Annotated in this window: 20 protein-coding genes and 1 other RNA gene; 9 read left to right on the top strand and 12 right to left on the bottom strand. The window is 44.4% G+C overall.

The genetic code is table 11. From position 1 onward, the window contains the following. Window positions 1–38 precede the first annotated feature (38 nt). The 8 genes from ABIX36_RS05580 to ABIX36_RS05545 all read right to left on the bottom strand — a co-directional run bounded on the left by ABIX36_RS05580 (window position 39) and on the right by ABIX36_RS05545 (window position 5,467). A complete protein-coding gene (locus tag ABIX36_RS05580; protein WP_348081173.1) occupies window positions 39–545 on the bottom strand; it encodes a hypothetical protein in 507 nt (168 codons plus the stop codon). A 63-nt stretch (window positions 546–608) separates the two neighbouring features. Beyond that, the gene (locus tag ABIX36_RS05575) at window positions 609–1,433 is read right to left on the bottom strand and encodes a helix-turn-helix domain-containing protein (RefSeq protein ID WP_348081172.1); all 825 of its coding nucleotides are present in this window, start codon (window positions 1,431–1,433) and stop codon (window positions 609–611) included. Between the two features lie 66 nt (window positions 1,434–1,499). Beyond that, on the bottom strand, window positions 1,500–1,937 hold the full coding sequence (gene rpmA, locus ABIX36_RS05570; RefSeq protein ID WP_348081171.1) for a 50S ribosomal protein L27: 438 nt from the start codon (window positions 1,935–1,937) through the stop codon (window positions 1,500–1,502). Between the two features lie 46 nt (window positions 1,938–1,983). Next, entirely contained in the window at window positions 1,984–2,292 is a 309-nt protein-coding gene (rplU, locus tag ABIX36_RS05565; protein WP_128535000.1) for a 50S ribosomal protein L21, read from the bottom strand. Window positions 2,293–2,366: 74 nt separating this feature from the next. Further along, window positions 2,367–3,059 carry a hypothetical protein gene (locus ABIX36_RS05560; protein WP_348081170.1) on the bottom strand — a complete coding sequence of 231 codons (693 nt, stop codon included), beginning with the start codon at window positions 3,057–3,059 and terminating at the stop codon, window positions 2,367–2,369. Between the two features lies 1 nt (window position 3,060). After that, the gene (locus tag ABIX36_RS05555; RefSeq protein WP_348081169.1) at window positions 3,061–3,552 is read right to left on the bottom strand and encodes a hypothetical protein; all 492 of its coding nucleotides are present in this window, start codon (window positions 3,550–3,552) and stop codon (window positions 3,061–3,063) included. Window positions 3,553–3,611: 59 nt separating this feature from the next. After that, the gene (locus ABIX36_RS05550) at window positions 3,612–3,980 is read right to left on the bottom strand and encodes a four helix bundle protein (RefSeq protein WP_348081168.1); all 369 of its coding nucleotides are present in this window, start codon (window positions 3,978–3,980) and stop codon (window positions 3,612–3,614) included. A gap of 110 nt (window positions 3,981–4,090) precedes the next feature. Then, window positions 4,091–5,467 carry a dicarboxylate/amino acid:cation symporter gene (locus ABIX36_RS05545; RefSeq protein WP_348081167.1) on the bottom strand — a complete coding sequence of 459 codons (1,377 nt, stop codon included), beginning with the start codon at window positions 5,465–5,467 and terminating at the stop codon, window positions 4,091–4,093. A gap of 57 nt (window positions 5,468–5,524) precedes the next feature. Between ABIX36_RS05545 and ABIX36_RS05540 the strand changes: the two genes are divergently transcribed. From ABIX36_RS05540 to ABIX36_RS05525, 4 genes are read left to right on the top strand one after another with little or no spacing between them, the layout of a single operon-like run. Then, window positions 5,525–6,052 (top strand): hypothetical protein, encoded by a 528-nt coding sequence (locus tag ABIX36_RS05540; protein ID WP_348081166.1) that lies wholly within the window; start codon window positions 5,525–5,527, stop codon window positions 6,050–6,052. 52 nt (window positions 6,053–6,104) lie between these two features. Further along, complete coding sequence (locus tag ABIX36_RS05535) at window positions 6,105–6,605, top strand: RNA polymerase sigma factor (protein ID WP_191190517.1); 501 nt, start codon at window positions 6,105–6,107, stop codon at window positions 6,603–6,605. Continuing rightward, the gene (locus ABIX36_RS05530) at window positions 6,592–7,182 is read left to right on the top strand and encodes a hypothetical protein (RefSeq protein ID WP_348081165.1); all 591 of its coding nucleotides are present in this window, start codon (window positions 6,592–6,594) and stop codon (window positions 7,180–7,182) included. The genes ABIX36_RS05535 and ABIX36_RS05530 overlap by 14 nt, the downstream gene beginning before the upstream one ends. A gap of 14 nt (window positions 7,183–7,196) precedes the next feature. Beyond that, window positions 7,197–7,721 carry a GNAT family N-acetyltransferase gene (locus ABIX36_RS05525; protein ID WP_348081164.1) on the top strand — a complete coding sequence of 175 codons (525 nt, stop codon included), beginning with the start codon at window positions 7,197–7,199 and terminating at the stop codon, window positions 7,719–7,721. Window positions 7,722–7,849: 128 nt separating this feature from the next. Here the strand turns inward: ABIX36_RS05525 and dinB are convergent, their stop codons facing one another. After that, window positions 7,850–9,034 carry a DNA polymerase IV gene (dinB, locus tag ABIX36_RS05520; RefSeq protein ID WP_348081163.1) on the bottom strand — a complete coding sequence of 395 codons (1,185 nt, stop codon included), beginning with the start codon at window positions 9,032–9,034 and terminating at the stop codon, window positions 7,850–7,852. Between the two features lie 69 nt (window positions 9,035–9,103). Here dinB and ABIX36_RS05515 point away from each other — a divergent pair, with 69 nt between their 5' ends. Then, complete coding sequence (locus ABIX36_RS05515) at window positions 9,104–9,736, top strand: 2'-5' RNA ligase family protein (RefSeq protein WP_348081162.1); 633 nt, start codon at window positions 9,104–9,106, stop codon at window positions 9,734–9,736. A gap of 231 nt (window positions 9,737–9,967) precedes the next feature. Here ABIX36_RS05515 and ABIX36_RS05510 read toward each other — a convergent pair whose 3' ends face one another. The 3 genes from ABIX36_RS05510 to ABIX36_RS05500 form a co-directional block, all read right to left on the bottom strand. Further along, a complete protein-coding gene (locus tag ABIX36_RS05510) occupies window positions 9,968–10,927 on the bottom strand; it encodes a YpdA family putative bacillithiol disulfide reductase (RefSeq protein ID WP_348081161.1) in 960 nt (319 codons plus the stop codon). 103 nt (window positions 10,928–11,030) lie between these two features. Further along, an RNA gene (gene ffs / locus ABIX36_RS05505) (signal recognition particle sRNA small type) lies at window positions 11,031–11,129 on the bottom strand. A gap of 227 nt (window positions 11,130–11,356) precedes the next feature. Beyond that, on the bottom strand, window positions 11,357–11,494 hold the full coding sequence (locus ABIX36_RS05500) for a hypothetical protein (protein WP_348081160.1): 138 nt from the start codon (window positions 11,492–11,494) through the stop codon (window positions 11,357–11,359). 128 nt (window positions 11,495–11,622) lie between these two features. Between ABIX36_RS05500 and ABIX36_RS05495 the strand changes: the two genes are divergently transcribed. From ABIX36_RS05495 to argC, 4 genes are all read left to right on the top strand, one after another. Next, entirely contained in the window at window positions 11,623–12,282 is a 660-nt protein-coding gene (locus ABIX36_RS05495; protein ID WP_348081159.1) for a GNAT family N-acetyltransferase, read from the top strand. 94 nt (window positions 12,283–12,376) lie between these two features. After that, window positions 12,377–13,576, top strand: coding sequence for an argininosuccinate synthase (argG, locus tag ABIX36_RS05490; RefSeq protein WP_348081158.1), 1,200 nt, complete (start codon window positions 12,377–12,379; stop codon window positions 13,574–13,576). After that, window positions 13,569–13,919, top strand: a complete 351-nt coding sequence (locus ABIX36_RS05485) for a cupin domain-containing protein (protein WP_348081157.1) — start codon at window positions 13,569–13,571, stop codon at window positions 13,917–13,919. The genes argG and ABIX36_RS05485 overlap by 8 nt, the downstream gene beginning before the upstream one ends. Next, window positions 13,900–14,895 (top strand): N-acetyl-gamma-glutamyl-phosphate reductase, encoded by a 996-nt coding sequence (gene argC, locus ABIX36_RS05480; protein ID WP_348081156.1) that lies wholly within the window; start codon window positions 13,900–13,902, stop codon window positions 14,893–14,895. The genes ABIX36_RS05485 and argC overlap by 20 nt, the downstream gene beginning before the upstream one ends. Window positions 14,896–14,900: the final 5 nt, after the last annotated feature.

The raw sequence follows: 14,900 nt of genomic DNA, 5'->3' as shown, positions 1-14,900 counted from the left end.
TTCAATATTTATCATATTGCTATTCAGTAGCTTCTTGTTTACTTCACCTTATCCAGCGTCATCTCGAAGAACTTAAGCCATTTGCCGTCGCGGTTCATTTCGCCTGTTTCAAACCATTGGCCTTTGTCGTTCAGTTCAATAATGTAGCGCATGTTTTCGGTGGGGTACCAGTGTATTTTACTGCCGATAAGCTCAGCTTTAAACTGCCCCTCACGGCCTGTCGCCAGATACGACCGGAAATTGTAACCACCGGCTTTGTTGAATGTAATAAACGCCAGTGCGTTATGTATCATTTTTCCGTTAGCTTTGCCTAACCCTTCTATCAGCACAATAGTGCTATCCAGTTTCATTTGTACATTTTCGGTTTGGTTGAAGCTTTCTCTTCCACTCTGCATCATCATCCAGCCTTTGCCGGCCCATTTACCGGCGATGAATGCAAGTTTGCTTACCTCTGTTTTCGCGGTAGCGTCGGTTTCTGTTGATTGCGAAAAGCAGGCTACTGATATTAGAAGCAGCACAGCGGTTAAGGATGTAAATTTTGTCATGTTTTTTTTTCCTCAAAAATATTTACCCAATGCCGAAATGTATTGTACAATTACGACATTTTGCTAAACCATAATGTGTTCTATCTGGCCAATGTAGCCTATAAATTTGCGAATGTCGTACCCGGCAACATTTTTAAAAGATTTATAGTAATGCGCCTGGTCGGCGAAGCCGCGGTCGGTCACCATTTCGGGGTAAGTACGGTGCTGCACATGCAGGTCTATAATAGCTTTACGCAAGCGTCTTAATTGGCAAAATTGTTTTATGCTGATACCAGTTTGTGTTGTAAATACACGTTGTAATTGTCGCGGGCTTGCACAACTCGCCGCGGCAATCTCTGGCAACGTAACTTGCCCATTTCCGGCGATGATAAAATCGACGGCTTTTAGCACGCGGTCATCCGGTTCAAAACCGCTTGTGGCTTCTATTTTAAGTAAGATGTTATCTAACACTTGAGGCTCGTCAAAATCTAAACTCAGTTGTTGCAAAAAATCTTGTTGCCATTCGTTAATGTCGTAAGGCTGATATTGTATAGCGTTGTTGATTATGGTTCCTACATCCACCTTATTAAGCCATGGAGAGCAGCCTGGCTTTAAACGCACGCCTATGGTAATGGAGTTTGCAAAAACAGGGATTTCTTTAATAACCGTTGTAGGGCCTACAAACACCATCCCTTTGTGATGAAACGAGGCCATACTGAGGAATAATAAAGTACAGCTTCCATCTGGCGGGAAAATGTGGTTCAAAGGCGCGGCGTCGGCATCGTTTGTAGCCGGGGCTATTACAAACTTCCAGTAGCATTCTACATATTTGCGCAACCGGAGATGAGGCAGGTATTCTTTGTAAAGCATCTGGCCTTTGAGTTCGGCAAAAAAAATGTTGATTAGCAAGTTATCCAACAAAAAAAGCCCCATATCTTTCGATACAGGGCTTTTTAATACTTATCTTATTGCTAATTACTCAGCAGCAGGAACTTCTTCAGTATCAGCAGCTTCTTCTTTTTTAGCTTTAGGCGCTTTCTTAGCTTTAGGTGCTTCTTCAGCAGCTTCAACTTCTGCAACAGGTGCAGCAACTTTTACAGCTTTAGGCTCTGCCTTAGCAACAGGTGCCGGTGCAGCATCTTCAGCAATTGGTGCCACTTCGAAAGGTATAACAGAAACGTATGAACGGTTATCTGCTTTCTTTTTAAATACTACGTTGCCTGCAATTAAAGCAAACAGGGTATGGTCTTTACCAATACCTACGTTTAAACCCGGGTTGTGCTTGGTACCACGCTGACGAACGATGATGTTACCAGCAATTGCAGGCTGGCCACCAAAAATTTTGATACCTAAACGCTTGCTATGTGATTCGCGGCCGTTTCTTGAACTACCGGCCCCTTTTTTGTGTGCCATTTCTTAATTTCTTTTGTGGGATAGTAAAACCCCGGTTAAAATTTAATTATAATGTGATACCGGTGATCTCTATCTTGGTAAATTGCTGGCGATGGCCATTTTTCTTCTGGTAACCTTTTCTTCTTTTCTTTTTGAAGATAATTACTTTATCACCTTTTAAATGAGACACGATCTTAGCCGATACTTTAGCGCCTGCCAGGTCTGAACCTAACTTAAAGCTGCCTTCGTTCTCTGCTAACAACACATTGTCAAATTCAATATTAGCGCCTTCATCTCCTTGTAAACGGTGTACAAAGATCTGCTGGTCTTTCGCAACTTTAAATTGTTGCCCGGCTATACTTACTATTGCGTACATTGTTGATTAATTATTGTTTTAAATTTTGAGGTGCAAATATAGTGTTTACATTTATAATAAACAACACCAAATAATTACTTATTACACTGGTTTTTCAGCGCGGTCGTATATTCGACAGAGATTGGTTTGCCCCCCAGCTTTACACAAGCCTCGTAGTATTTCCACGCATCTGCGCAATCATTCGCCAAAAAATAACATACCGATAGTTTAAAGGTAGTGTTTTCGCTTTTTGGGTCGATAGCGAAAGACTTAGTGAGTAAGCTTAATGCTGTATCGAGTTTGCTTTTGTCTACTCCCCGTTCCTGCTGAAAGTTAACAAAGTAAATAGTCGCCTTATCTGTCAATAGCAATGCATTATCAGGATTAATGGCCAAACCTTTATCGTATTGTTCCAATGTAGCCGGGTAATCGCCAAACGAGCCATAAATAGCACCAAAGCCCCAATAAATATTCTCATTAGTTGCATCGAGCAGGTAAGCCTGGTTAAACCGATACATAGCCGTTTTTAGGTCGCCGCGGTAGAAGTAGGTAAAGCCCATTTTTATCAGCGCATCAGATGCCTTCCTGTGCGTGCCGTTTTCTTTAAGTTCGGTAGCAATCAATTCCTTATCGGCTGCAATTTGCTCTTCAGATTTAGCAACGTGCCCATACTCTGGCAATAAACGGATATCCTCTGTTGCTTGTATTTTCCATTCGGAATACGTAATTTGTTGTGCAAAACCGGTTGTGCAAAACAGTATAAATGTAAAAGCCAGCAGGTATTTCATATTATTTTTTCAAGCGCTGCTCAGCATCACCCAACCTGCCCTGGATCTCTTTTATCAGGCGCTGGTTGGCATCTACCAATTTTTCGGGGCCATTGTAATCGCCATCAAACACAATGCGCTTGGTTTTACGCTTGTAAGTGAAGGTTATGATATAGCGCGGTACGCGCGTAGTACTGTCTTCACTTAACTCATTCGCCGGGAAATCCCAAAAACCCAATTCTGCGGCTTTGCGGTGCAGGTATAGCAGGTCGTCATTAGTTAGGCGCATATGCATCTTCACTAACGAATCTTTGCGGGTGAGATACTGGTAGTCGCCGGTTTTAGAATCGTATTTATTCAGGAGGCGGTCCTTATAACCAAACTGAAACTGCATCGACTGAAACTCCGAGAATTTATAAGGAGCGTTCTTCACCATCATGCCGTAGTAATAAAAGCAATACAGCAAAAAAGGCACAACAATACTTAGGATAAGAAATATTTTTTTCGACTTCATGGAAGAAAATTAGTGAATGAGTGATTTAGCGAATGAGTGATTTAAGAGCTCATTCGCGGTTATTTAGAGACGGTTTTACGGGCGGCAGCCGTTACTTTCAGGATTTGGTTTGCTTCATTTAGTAGTGGTTCTAACTCCGGTAATGTAACAACGTCTGCCTCAACAAGTACTTCCGTCCAAAAAGCAAATTCATCTGCTTCCTCTACCACAATAGATAATTTTGAATGAAATTCTGCCTGGGATCTTGCCCGGCATGCAGCCCTATAATTTGCACCTACAGAAGAGGACGAACGAAGCAGTTGCCTGTCGATGATTCTTGCCTCTTCGGTCTTCGGCAGGGTCCTAAAAAATCTAATATTATCTACTACGAATTTTTTTGTACGGTTGCGGAATGCTTCTACGAATTCGGTTTTGTTAGTTTCGGGCATATCGGGTGCAAATTAAATACTTATTTATGTGAAATTAACCACAATTAAGTCAATATTCAAGATCATGCAACCACTGCTTCGATAAATCACTCATTCACTCCTTCACTAATTCAATCATTGCCAAGCTCTCCCTCCCATTTGCTTACAACGGCTGTCGCCATTGCGTTGCCTAAAACATTTGTCGCTGAGCGGCCCATATCTAACAGGGGATCTATACCAATTAATAAGGCCAATCCCGCTTCGGGGATATTAAATAATGAGATTGTACCTGCTATTACTACTAAAGATGCACGCGGCACACCCGCTATACCTTTACTGGTAAGCATGAGCACCAGCAACATAGATAATTGCTGACTAAAACTAAGATGAATACCGTACGATTGGGCCAAAAACAAGGATGCAAAAGTCATGTACATCATGGAGCCATCAAGGTTAAAGGAATAGCCCAGCGGCAATACAAAACTCACGATTTTGTTATTACAGCCAAAACGCTCTAATTCTAACAATACTTTAGGGTAAGCAGCTTCGCTGGTTGAGGTACTGAAGGCGATGAGCATAGCATCCTTTATCCTGCCCACCAAATTAAACGCGCGCTTTTGCAGCACGGCGAAGCCTGCCAGCACAATTACTGTCCATAATATCAACAGGGAAAAATAAAACTCACCTATAAATATGGCGTAGGTGGATAAGATGCCCAAACCCTGCTTGGCAATAATTGCGGTTATAGCGCCGAATACGGCTAAAGGTGCCAGTTGCATTACATAGCCGGTTATCTTTAATATCACGTGGGCAATAGCATCTAAAGCTTTAATCACGATCAGCCCGGGTTCGCCAATAGCGGCGGTTGCTACACCAAAGAAAAGCGAGAACACCACGATCTGCAATATCTCGTTATTAGCCATCGCCTCTATAAAGCTCTTCGGGAAAACGTGACCGATGAAATCGCGCAGGGATAAGGCTGTTTTTTGGATGCCTGTGCTTAGGTTAGCATCCGGTAATGGCAAATGCATCGCTTCGCCAGGTTTAAAAAAGTTAACCAACACCATACCCAGCAGTAAGGATACCAGCGTTGCGCTCAAAAACCATAGCAATGTTTTACCACCAATACGCCCTACGGATTTAATATCGCCTACCTTGGCCACGCCCACTACAAGTGTAGTAAACACCAGCGGTGCTACGATCATTTTTATAAGCCTCAGGAAAATATCACTCAGCACTGTAAAGCCAACCAGCTTATCCTCGCGTGCGGTATCACTTTCCTTGCGAACTTTTGCCTGCGCTGTGCGTTGTGTTTTAAGCGCCTTAAAATCGGCGGTTGTGGTATCTTTGGCAGCTGCTATTTGCAGGTCTATGGTTTTTATCTGCGCTTCGGCAACACTCATTTTGGTGTTAATGGCGTTTATTACCGTAGCATTGTATATATAGCCGGCTATAACACCCAGTACAAGCGCTATAAAAATATACAAGGTGAGTTTGTTTTTTTGCATTTGGTTACGATCAGTGCCGCTAAACTACAAAATTTACTATGTTGCAGAAAGTTTAATATGAGCATCGCCACCTACGGATTACAACAAATAAAAAAAGAACTACAGCACCTGCCGCAAGAGCAGCTTGCCGAATTAGCACTGCGGCTGATACGCTATAAAAAGGAAAACAAAGAACTGCTGGCTTACCTCCTCTTTGAGGCGAATAACGAGCATGATTTTATAGAAAGCATTAAAGCCGAAGCAGGTTTTATGTTTAGCCAACTGCCCGCGCAAAGCTATTTTACAGCCAAGGGGCTGCGCAAAATATTAAAAATGCTGACCAAGTATACCAAATTCATCGGCACAAAACCGGCCGAGATTGAGCTGTTGCTTAACTTTTGCCAAAACTACCTGCAGTATGTTGTCCGCCAAACATCTTATAAGCCTATCCGCCTCATATTCACCCGCCAACTGGAGAAAGTAAAAGGCTCTATTGGTAAATTACACGAGGACCTGCAGTTTGATTACAGTCAGGATTACAACGCCCTGCTGGATAATGCCGAAGATAAACTCACCTGGATAAATAAAAAAAGTTACCTGTTGTAACATTTACCCCCTACCTTCGTCAAACTTTCAAAAACTACTAAACTATTAACAAGTGGCCGATAATAAAGAAGAAGCTTTCCGGAAGGTATATGAAGCCAATTCAAAGAAAATTTTCCATTTGTGCTATGGTTACACGGGTGACGATGATGCCGCTAACGACCTGCTACAGGAGACCTTTTTAAAGGTTTGGCAAAATTTACACAAGTTTCGTAACCAGGCGCTGATATCAACCTGGATCTACCGTATAGCGGTGAACACCTGCTTAACCTACCTGCGGTCGGAAAAACGGCAGGCCAAGGATGAGCTGACCCCACTAATTGCTGAAAACAAACGCGAGGAGTTCTCTGAAAAGAACGAACAGGTTGCTTTGCTGTACAAGTGTATATCTAAGCTGGAGGAATCGGAAAGAATTATAATAACATTGGTGCTTGATGAAGTGCCGTATCCCGAAATTGCAGATGTTTCGGGTATATCAGAAGGGAATTTGAGAGTGAAGATATATCGTATTAAACAAAAATTAACCGAATTATACAACCATTATGAAAGACTTTGATCATTTATTGATGGTTTGGCAGGGACAGCCAAAACTTGAGCCGGTTGCGGTAGAAGAAGTGCTGAAACAGGTAAAAAAAGGGATGAGCAGCTTAACGCGCAACCTTTTCTGGAGTATTACGGGCATGCTGCTGGCCTTATTCGGTATTTCAATGGTGATGCTGTTTTTTGTATTCCATTCCTGGATAACCTATGCCGGTATAGCTGTCATACTATCAACCATGGTTATTTATGTACTGATGATGATACGCGATTACCGCCTCATTAACAAACAGGACCTCACTATCGACCCCTCTTCGTATTTACAAAGTTTAAAAGAATACCAGAAAAGCCGCGCCACTATTTACGGCTGGATGTATTATTTATATGTTTTACTGCTGAGCGTAGGCCTTACGCTGTACTTTTTTGAAGTACTGCAAAGCGCCTCAACCCAATTTAAGCTGGCTGCTTACGGGCTTACCGCAGCATGGTTATTGTTTTGTACCTTTTACTTAAAGGGCCGAATATTCGCCAGCGAACAGGAGAAACTGAACCTGATGATAGACCGCCTGGTGCGTTTGCAGGAACAATTCAATTAAGTATTTTTGGGCCGATGCCTGTCAACGTCAGTATAAAAAGAGTAACGCCCGATCTGTCCGTCCGTTTGCTGGAGCTAAGCCGTCGGACCTTTTTCGATGCTTTCGCGCATCTCAACAATCCTGCGGATATGGAAGCCTTTGCTTCCAAAGCGTTCACACTGCAAAGCTTTGACCAGCAACTGGCCAACCCCGATTCCTATTTCTTTTTCGCTATGATTGATGGCGAACCAGCCGGATATATTAAACTCAACCACAACAACGCCCAAACCGAATTTCAGCACGCGGATGCCCTCGAAGTGGAACGCATTTACGTTTCTAAAGGATACCAGGGGCAGCAAATTGGCAAGCAACTTATAGAGTTTGCCATCCAAACCGCCATTGATGCCAAATGCACGTACATCTGGCTTGGCGTATGGGAGCACAACGCCGGTGCCATCCGCTTTTACCAAAACAAAGGTTTCAGCATTTTCGACAAGCACAAATTTATGCTGGGCCAGGATGAACAAACAGATCTGTTGATGCGGAAAGAGTTGGTTTGATGTGCAGATTATATATTTTCAAATATGCAGATGTGAACCCACGCCGGTCATTTTCACATCATCTACACGCTTGAATCCATGGCAAGCAAATCAAAATCCCTTAATCGCAAAAATCGGTTTAATCCCGGTTACCCTCTCATAAACGGATTAAACGTCCTTGCCCCGATCTCCATGCCGGCGGCCCTGCAAACGGTTTTCTCTCCGTATCTGAAGTTGATATGATCCATGGCTTGGTATAGTTTAATGCGTTCCTCATTGTCTTCAAACAGGTTTATCTGGTAGCTGCCGGTGCACAGGTCGCTCAGGCGTACGCCGATGAGGCGAATGGGCCGGTGCTGGTTCCATGCTTTTTTGAGGAGGTTTTTAATGCCGGGTATCAGAATATGCTCGGCTGCTGTTAGCGGGATCTTTTGCTGAAAGGTATGCGTTTCGAAATTAGCGTAGCGGATCTTGATGGCCAGGCAACTGCTTACCTTGTTTTCACGGCGCAGTTTGCCGGCGAGTTCTTCGGTCATGCTTACGAGGGTGTTTTCCAGCGTGCGGATATCTTTTACATCACTGTGGAAAGTAGTTTCAGTAGATATGGATTTGCGACCTGTGTGCGAAACGATCTCCGTATCGTCTATCCCGTTGGCTTTATTGTAGATGTAAGTGCCCGCTTTGCCGAAAACCGCCTCCAGGAATTTGATGTTCACTTTTTGCAGATCGCCAATTTTTTCAATGCCGTACTGATACAGTTTTTGGCAGGTATGCTCGCCCAATCCGGGTATTTTGCGGATGTTCAGCGGTGCCAAAAAAGCCTTCTCCTCACCTGCTTTTATCCAAAGCTGTCCGTTTGGTTTTGCCTGGTTGGTCGCCATTTTAGCTACGGTCCGGCCCGATGCCATCCCGAAGGAAATAGGCAGTCCGGTTTCGCTGATCACCCGTTGCCGCAGGTCGGTAGCCAGTTGGTACGGGTTGTGGAAACGCTCCATGCCGCTCAGGTCGATATAGAACTCATCTACCGAGGTTTTTTGGTAAAGGGGCACACTTTTATGGATGATCTTCGTAACCTCGCGAGAGGCGTCGCTGTAGCGCCCGTGGGTACCGTGGATCACGATAGCATGGGGGCAAAGTTTAAGCGCTTGCCGTGTAGGCATAGCACTGTGCACGCCAAAAGCACGTGCCTCGTAACTGCACGATGCCACCACGCCCCGATCTGCCGAACCGCCGATGATAACCGCCTTGCCAATGAGCGAAGGGTTGAATTTACGCTCTACAGATACGAAGAATGAGTCGAGATCAATATGTACAATATGCCGTTGAGCATCCATACACAAATATGAAAATTTAATTTGAAATGCTAAAATAATTAGCAAAATTTGTATGATAAAACACAACGCATGAACGGCTACTCCGACTACCTCTTCCTGCTTACACCGCCAGAGAACATCAGGCACGAGGTAGCGCGTTATAAAAAAGCGTCGGTAAAATACATTGGCGATTTTGGTAGTATGAACTCGCCCGCGCATATCACCATCAATCAACTGGAGCGCCAAAAGCCCTACATGATAGACGCCGCCTTTGAGCGGATGGAAAGCACCCTGCAGGCTATGCCCCCCGTACTGCTGCACATGGATGGGTTTAAGCACTTCGAACATCTGCACAGCAAAAACACCATCTACGCCTACATCCGCAGCACCCCTGCTACGGAAAACTGGTTTGCCCTGCTACGCAAAAATCTCAACGTAAAGAAAGCGGTGGTGCCTCATATCACTGTGGTAAGAAACGTTCCCGAGGCTGATTTTACTAAACTATGGCCAAACTTTAAGCACAAAAAATTGCTGGAGCCATTCTGGATCTCCGAACTAAAAATATTGCAGCGCGAAAGCTTTGGCACCACGCATGGCAAATGGAAAACTTATAAAACCATCCCGTTTAAAAACATAGCCGGGTTTGCCGGTAAAACCGAGTGGAAAGATGCCCAAGAAGCAAAGGCAGATATAGCGGCGAGAAAGCAAGTGAAACTATTTTGAAAACACAAATTGAATCGCATATCGGCTATACATAGCGTACAATAGATTCTTCGCTATCGCTCTGAATGACAAGGGGGATTTTCCTTGTTTTCCAACTAAACCACCGCCTCATTGCGAGGTACGAAGCAATCTCCCGATAGATAAGTAGGCGACATGCGTGGCGGACTTTCCTGTGTAGAGATTGCTTCGTTCCTCGCAAAGACGTTGAGTTTATAAAAGATTTTTAAACGCTTACTTCCCCTTCGCCACTATATCGCCAATGATCATCTCGGCATGGATGCGGGAGTTTTCGATGAACCAGAGGTGGGTATCCAAGCCACCGCAAACTACGCCGGCGAGGTACATGCCCGGCAGGTTGGTTTCCATGGTATCAGGGTTGTACTGGGGGACGAATTTATCTTTGGTGAGGTTAATGCCCAGTTTGGCCAAAAAGTCGAAATTTGGTTTATAGCCCGTCATGGCCATTACAAAATCGTTGGGGATGGTTATGAGCCCATCGGGGGTTTGAATATCTACCTCGGTTTGGCGTACTGCTGCCAGGCTGGAGTTGAAGTGAGCGGTAATGCTACCCTCTTTGATGCGGTTAATAATATCGGGCCTAACCCAGTATTTTACCCGGCTGCTTACTTCGGGGCCACGTACTACCAGCGTAACGTGCGCGCCCTTGCGGAAGGTTTCTAAAGCTACATCGATGGCGGAGTTACTGCTGCCTACCACCACAATATTTTGCATGGCGTAGTAGTGCGGGTCTTTATAGTAATGTTTTACTTTGGGCAGGTCTTCGCCCGGGATATCGAGCTTTACAGCAATATCGTAAAACCCGGTACTCAGAATCACCTTTTTTGCCTGGTAGGTTTGCTTGTTGCTGGTGATGGTATAGCCATCGGCATCGCCTTTTATATCGGTAATCTCTTCGAAAAGGTTAATAGGGAGCTTATTATCAAGCGCTACGCGGCGGTAGTACTCAAGCGCCTCGTTACGGTTAGGTTGTTTGTTGAGGCTAACGAAGGGTACACCGCCAATCTCCAGCCGTTCGCTGGTGGAAAAGAAGGTCATGGTGGCGGGGTAATTGTAAAGCGAGTTTACCAGGCAGCCTTTTTCGATGATAACAAAGCTAAGCCCTGCCTTTTGTGCTGCCAGTCCGCAAGCCAAACCAATTGGGCCGGCACCTATGATGAGTATATCAAGCATGATGCGAAGATAATTAGTTTAGGTAGAAGAAATGTATTTTGAATGTTGATATCGGTGGGTATGGATATCGAAAATTGCCCCCTTGGAAAAATTTGGGCATAAAAAAGGGTAAGCTACTTTTATCGCGCCGCTCAACTCTCTACCCTTGCTGTGTTCCCACCCTGGGGGAGTTCAAGAGGAGCTGGCCGTAAAAGACTTACCCCGGCGCAAAGATAGAAAAATGATGCGTTTGAGGTTAATAAATTGTTAAAATTGCCGAAATGCTCACCTACGCCTTGATTATCAAGCATAAAAATTTAGAGGCGAGGCAGCGTTTACCGGTTAAATTACCCATCCACGGTATAATGACGGGGTTAATTTCCACCTGAAAATCATAATCACAGTTTTTTCTTGCATAAGTAAATTATTATGCAATAATTTGCACAATAATTAAAAGCAAATAAATTCATCCATAATGAATACAAAAAACTCAAACATGACGGTTGCCAGGGCAATATTTGCTCCGGTTGCTGCTGCTTTAGTTTCATTTGTTTTGCTCTTCTCTCCCAGCCGACGACGGGTTTTCATCCCGCGCGTGTGAATTAGGTTTTAGTTCTCCCGCCCCAAAAGAAGCCTTATTAAACTTCTTTAACCAAAGTCCCTCTAATTATTTATGGCTTAAACAGCCAATAATTTAACGGTAATTCTCTATTATAATGACCATACAAGATTTTGACATACAGGTAGCCACGGCACAACATGCCGACTTTGCACCAATGATCTGCGATGAAATGGCAGAATCGGCAAAGGCACGCGGTACAGGTATCGCACAGCGTTCGCCGGAGTATGTCGCCAATAAAATGCTGGAAGGCAAGGCGGTTATCGCCCTGCATAAAGACGGTACCTGGGCAGGTTTCTGTTACATAGAAACCTGGAGTCACGGCGATTTCGTGGCCAATTCGGGCCTTATTGTAAATCCAATTTACCGCAAGGCAGGTTTGGCTAAGGCTATTAAGCAAAAGATATTTGCTCTATCGCGCGAAAAATACCCGGAAGCCAAGATCTTCGGATTAACTACCGGGCTTGCTGTAATGAAGATCAATTCAGAACTGGGCTACGAGCCGGTTACTTATTCTGAATTAACGCAGGATGAAAACTTTTGGAAAGGCTGCACAAGCTGCGTAAACTTCGACATCCTTACAGCCAAAGGCCGCAAAAACTGCATGTGCACCGCCATGCTGTTCGACCCTGCCGAGGTTCAAAAGCAGTATGAAGAGAAGATGCAAAAAATTACGCATAAGGCCACGCTACTGGAGCGGATTGAAGCTGCGATTAAGAAACGCCTGGAACACGTGATGGCGTTTGATTTTAATTAAGAAAAACTGTAGAGCCGCGATCCTTCGCGTCTCACGAAATATAAAATACAAACTGTTAAAGCAGCGAAGTATCGCGGCTCTGCAAATAGAAAAAATGGCAAAGAAAAAAGTAGTTTTAGCATACAGCGGCGGGTTAGACACCTCATTTTGCTGCATTTATTTAACCCGCGACCTGGGTTACGAAGTACACTCTGTAATTGTAAACACTGGTGGCTTTAGCGATGAAGAACTAAAGGGCGTTGAAGAACGCGCTTACCAAATGGGTGTTACCAGCCACCACGTGGTTGATGAAACCGAGAACTTCTACAATACCTGCGTGCGGTTTTTGATATACGGTAACGTGTTAAAAAATAACACCTACCCACTGTCGGTTAGTGCCGAGCGTGTAAGCCAGGCAACTGCTATTGCAAACTACGCCAAAGAAATCGGTGCCGAATACGTTGCCCACGGCAGCACCGGCGCCGGCAACGATCAGGTGCGTTTCGATATGATCTTTAACATATTAGTACCTGAAGTACAGATCATCACTCCTATCCGCGATTTAAAACTAAGTCGGGAAGCGGAAATAGAATATCTGAAGAAACATGGCGTGGAGATGAACTTCGAAAAAGCGAAGTACTCTATCAACAAAGGCATTTGGGGTACATCTGTAGGCGGTAAAGAAACTTTAACGTCTAATTTGGGCTTGCCCGAGGAAGCATGGCCTACGCAGGTTACCGAAACCGGCACCCGCGACATCGAATTAACCTTTAAGCAGGGCGAACTGGTTGGTATCGATAACGAAAAATATGACCATCCAACTAAGGCTATACAAGCATTGCAAGCCATTACTCAGCCTTACGGCATTGGCAGGGATATCCACGTGGGCGATACTATCATCGGTATTAAAGGCCGCGTAGGCTTTGAGGCCGCTGCGCCAATGGTGATTATTAAGGCTCACCACACGCTGGAGAAACACGTGTTAACCAAATGGCAGCTATCCTGGAAAGACCAGCTATCCATGTTTTACGGCAACTGGCTGCACGAAGGGCAGTTCCACGACCCTATTATGCGCAATATGGAGGCTTTCTTGACCGATACTCAGAAGAACGTGAGCGGTAAAGTATTTGTTCAGCTAAACCCATACCGTTTCCAGGTGGTGGGTATCGAATCTGATCACGATCTGATGTCGAACAAATTTGGCAGTTACGGCGAAATGAACAACGCCTGGAGCGGCGAAGATGTAAAAGGTTTTTCTAAGATATTTGGTAACCAGGTAATGATTTACCATAAAGTGAACGGCGGCAATGAATAACCCCGTTTTTTCGCGGAGCGAATGTATAAGCCATTACCGCTGGGGTGATGATTGTTATGGCTGGAATTATGTGGATACCGATGCGCTTTCCATTAAGCAGGAATTGATGCCGCCGGATACCGCCGAGAAATTGCATTTCCACGAAACGGCATCGCAGTTCTTTTTTATACTGAAAGGGCGGGCAACATTCTCTATCGACGGGGAAATATGCGTTTTAAAACCCGAACAGGGTATAGAAATTAAACCTGGTCAGAAGCACTTTATAGCTAATAAAGAAAGCAGCGACCTGGAATTTATACTTTACTCTACTCCATCAACAAAAAATGACAGAATCAACCTCTAAAATACGTGCGGGCATTGTTGGCGGTGCGGGCTATACCGGCGGCGAAATGCTGCGGATCCTCATCAACCACCCTAATGTAGATATCGTTTTTGTACATAGCACCAGCAGCGCCGGCAAGCACGTTTACGATGTACATACCGATCTGTTTGGCGATACTGACCTACAGTTTGCATCCGAGTTATCCAACGCCATAGATGTACTGTTCCTTTGCGTAGGTCACGGTGATGCCAAAAAGTTTTTAGAGGCTAACGAAATACCAGATGGAATTAAGGTAATAGACCTGAGCCAGGATTTCAGATTAAGTCAAAATTCAAAATTAAAAAGTAAAAACTTTGTATACGGTTTACCGGAGTTAAACAGGGCGGCCATTAAGTCTGCAGACAATATCGCCAACCCGGGTTGCTTTGCAACTTGTTTGCAGTTAGGCTTGTTGCCATTAGCATCAAAAGGTTTGCTCAACCACGAGGTGCATATCACCGCTACCACGGGTTCTACTGGTGCCGGACAAAGCCTGTCGCCAACTTCGCACTTCACGTGGAGGAATGATAACCTATCGGTTTATAAGGTTTTTAACCATCAGCATTTAAATGAGATAGGGCAATCGCTGAGGCAACTGCAAGATGGATTTGCACAAGCCATTAACTTTGTGCCTTATCGTGGCGACTTTACCCGGGGCATCATTGCGTCTATTTATACCGAAAGCGATTTGAGTGAAGCCGAGGCTTTGCAGCTTTACAAGGATTATTATGCCGGGCATCCGTTCACGCATGTTACCAGCAGGGATATCGATTTGAAGCAAATTGTGAACACCAACAAATGCTTTATACAGGTTAAAAAACATGATAATAAAATATTCATTATCAGCATTATGGATAATTTACTTAAAGGCGCTTCCGGGCAGGCAGTTCAGAACATGAACCTGATGTTTGGTTTGGATGAGCGCGCAGGATTACGACTTAAGGCGATTGGATTCTGAGTTGA

It is taken from the genome of Mucilaginibacter sp. (genome assembly GCF_039925265.1).
Classification (GTDB): Bacteria; Bacteroidota; Bacteroidia; order Sphingobacteriales; family Sphingobacteriaceae; genus Mucilaginibacter.
Note: the sequence above shows the minus strand (reverse complement) of the source record. Positions and strands in the feature narration are given on the sequence as shown.

What these genes read in the sequence shown, in the direction of transcription:
- ABIX36_RS05530 (WP_348081165.1), top strand. Translation starts at nt 6,592, where the DNA reads ATGAAAGACTTTGATCATTTATTGATGGTTTGGCAGGGACAGCCAAAA.
- ABIX36_RS05580 (WP_348081173.1), bottom strand. Translation starts at nt 545, where the DNA reads ATGACAAAATTTACATCCTTAACCGCTGTGCTGCTTCTAATATCAGTA.
- dinB (WP_348081163.1), bottom strand. Translation starts at nt 9,034, where the DNA reads ATGGATGCTCAACGGCATATTGTACATATTGATCTCGACTCATTCTTC.
- rpmA (WP_348081171.1), bottom strand. Translation starts at nt 1,937, where the DNA reads ATGGCACACAAAAAAGGGGCCGGTAGTTCAAGAAACGGCCGCGAATCA.
- ABIX36_RS05555 (WP_348081169.1), bottom strand. Translation starts at nt 3,552, where the DNA reads ATGAAGTCGAAAAAAATATTTCTTATCCTAAGTATTGTTGTGCCTTTT.
- ABIX36_RS05545 (WP_348081167.1), bottom strand. Translation starts at nt 5,467, where the DNA reads ATGCAAAAAAACAAACTCACCTTGTATATTTTTATAGCGCTTGTACTG.
- ABIX36_RS05500 (WP_348081160.1), bottom strand. Translation starts at nt 11,494, where the DNA reads ATGAAAACCCGTCGTCGGCTGGGAGAGAAGAGCAAAACAAATGAAACT.
- ABIX36_RS05515 (WP_348081162.1), top strand. Translation starts at nt 9,104, where the DNA reads ATGAACGGCTACTCCGACTACCTCTTCCTGCTTACACCGCCAGAGAAC.
- argC (WP_348081156.1), top strand. Translation starts at nt 13,900, where the DNA reads ATGACAGAATCAACCTCTAAAATACGTGCGGGCATTGTTGGCGGTGCG.
- ABIX36_RS05550 (WP_348081168.1), bottom strand. Translation starts at nt 3,980, where the DNA reads ATGCCCGAAACTAACAAAACCGAATTCGTAGAAGCATTCCGCAACCGT.
- ABIX36_RS05540 (WP_348081166.1), top strand. Translation starts at nt 5,525, where the DNA reads ATGAGCATCGCCACCTACGGATTACAACAAATAAAAAAAGAACTACAG.
- ABIX36_RS05495 (WP_348081159.1), top strand. Translation starts at nt 11,623, where the DNA reads ATGACCATACAAGATTTTGACATACAGGTAGCCACGGCACAACATGCC.
- argG (WP_348081158.1), top strand. Translation starts at nt 12,377, where the DNA reads ATGGCAAAGAAAAAAGTAGTTTTAGCATACAGCGGCGGGTTAGACACC.
- ABIX36_RS05560 (WP_348081170.1), bottom strand. Translation starts at nt 3,059, where the DNA reads ATGAAATACCTGCTGGCTTTTACATTTATACTGTTTTGCACAACCGGT.
- ABIX36_RS05510 (WP_348081161.1), bottom strand. Translation starts at nt 10,927, where the DNA reads ATGCTTGATATACTCATCATAGGTGCCGGCCCAATTGGTTTGGCTTGC.
- rplU (WP_128535000.1), bottom strand. Translation starts at nt 2,292, where the DNA reads ATGTACGCAATAGTAAGTATAGCCGGGCAACAATTTAAAGTTGCGAAA.
- ABIX36_RS05485 (WP_348081157.1), top strand. Translation starts at nt 13,569, where the DNA reads ATGAATAACCCCGTTTTTTCGCGGAGCGAATGTATAAGCCATTACCGC.
- ABIX36_RS05525 (WP_348081164.1), top strand. Translation starts at nt 7,197, where the DNA reads ATGCCTGTCAACGTCAGTATAAAAAGAGTAACGCCCGATCTGTCCGTC.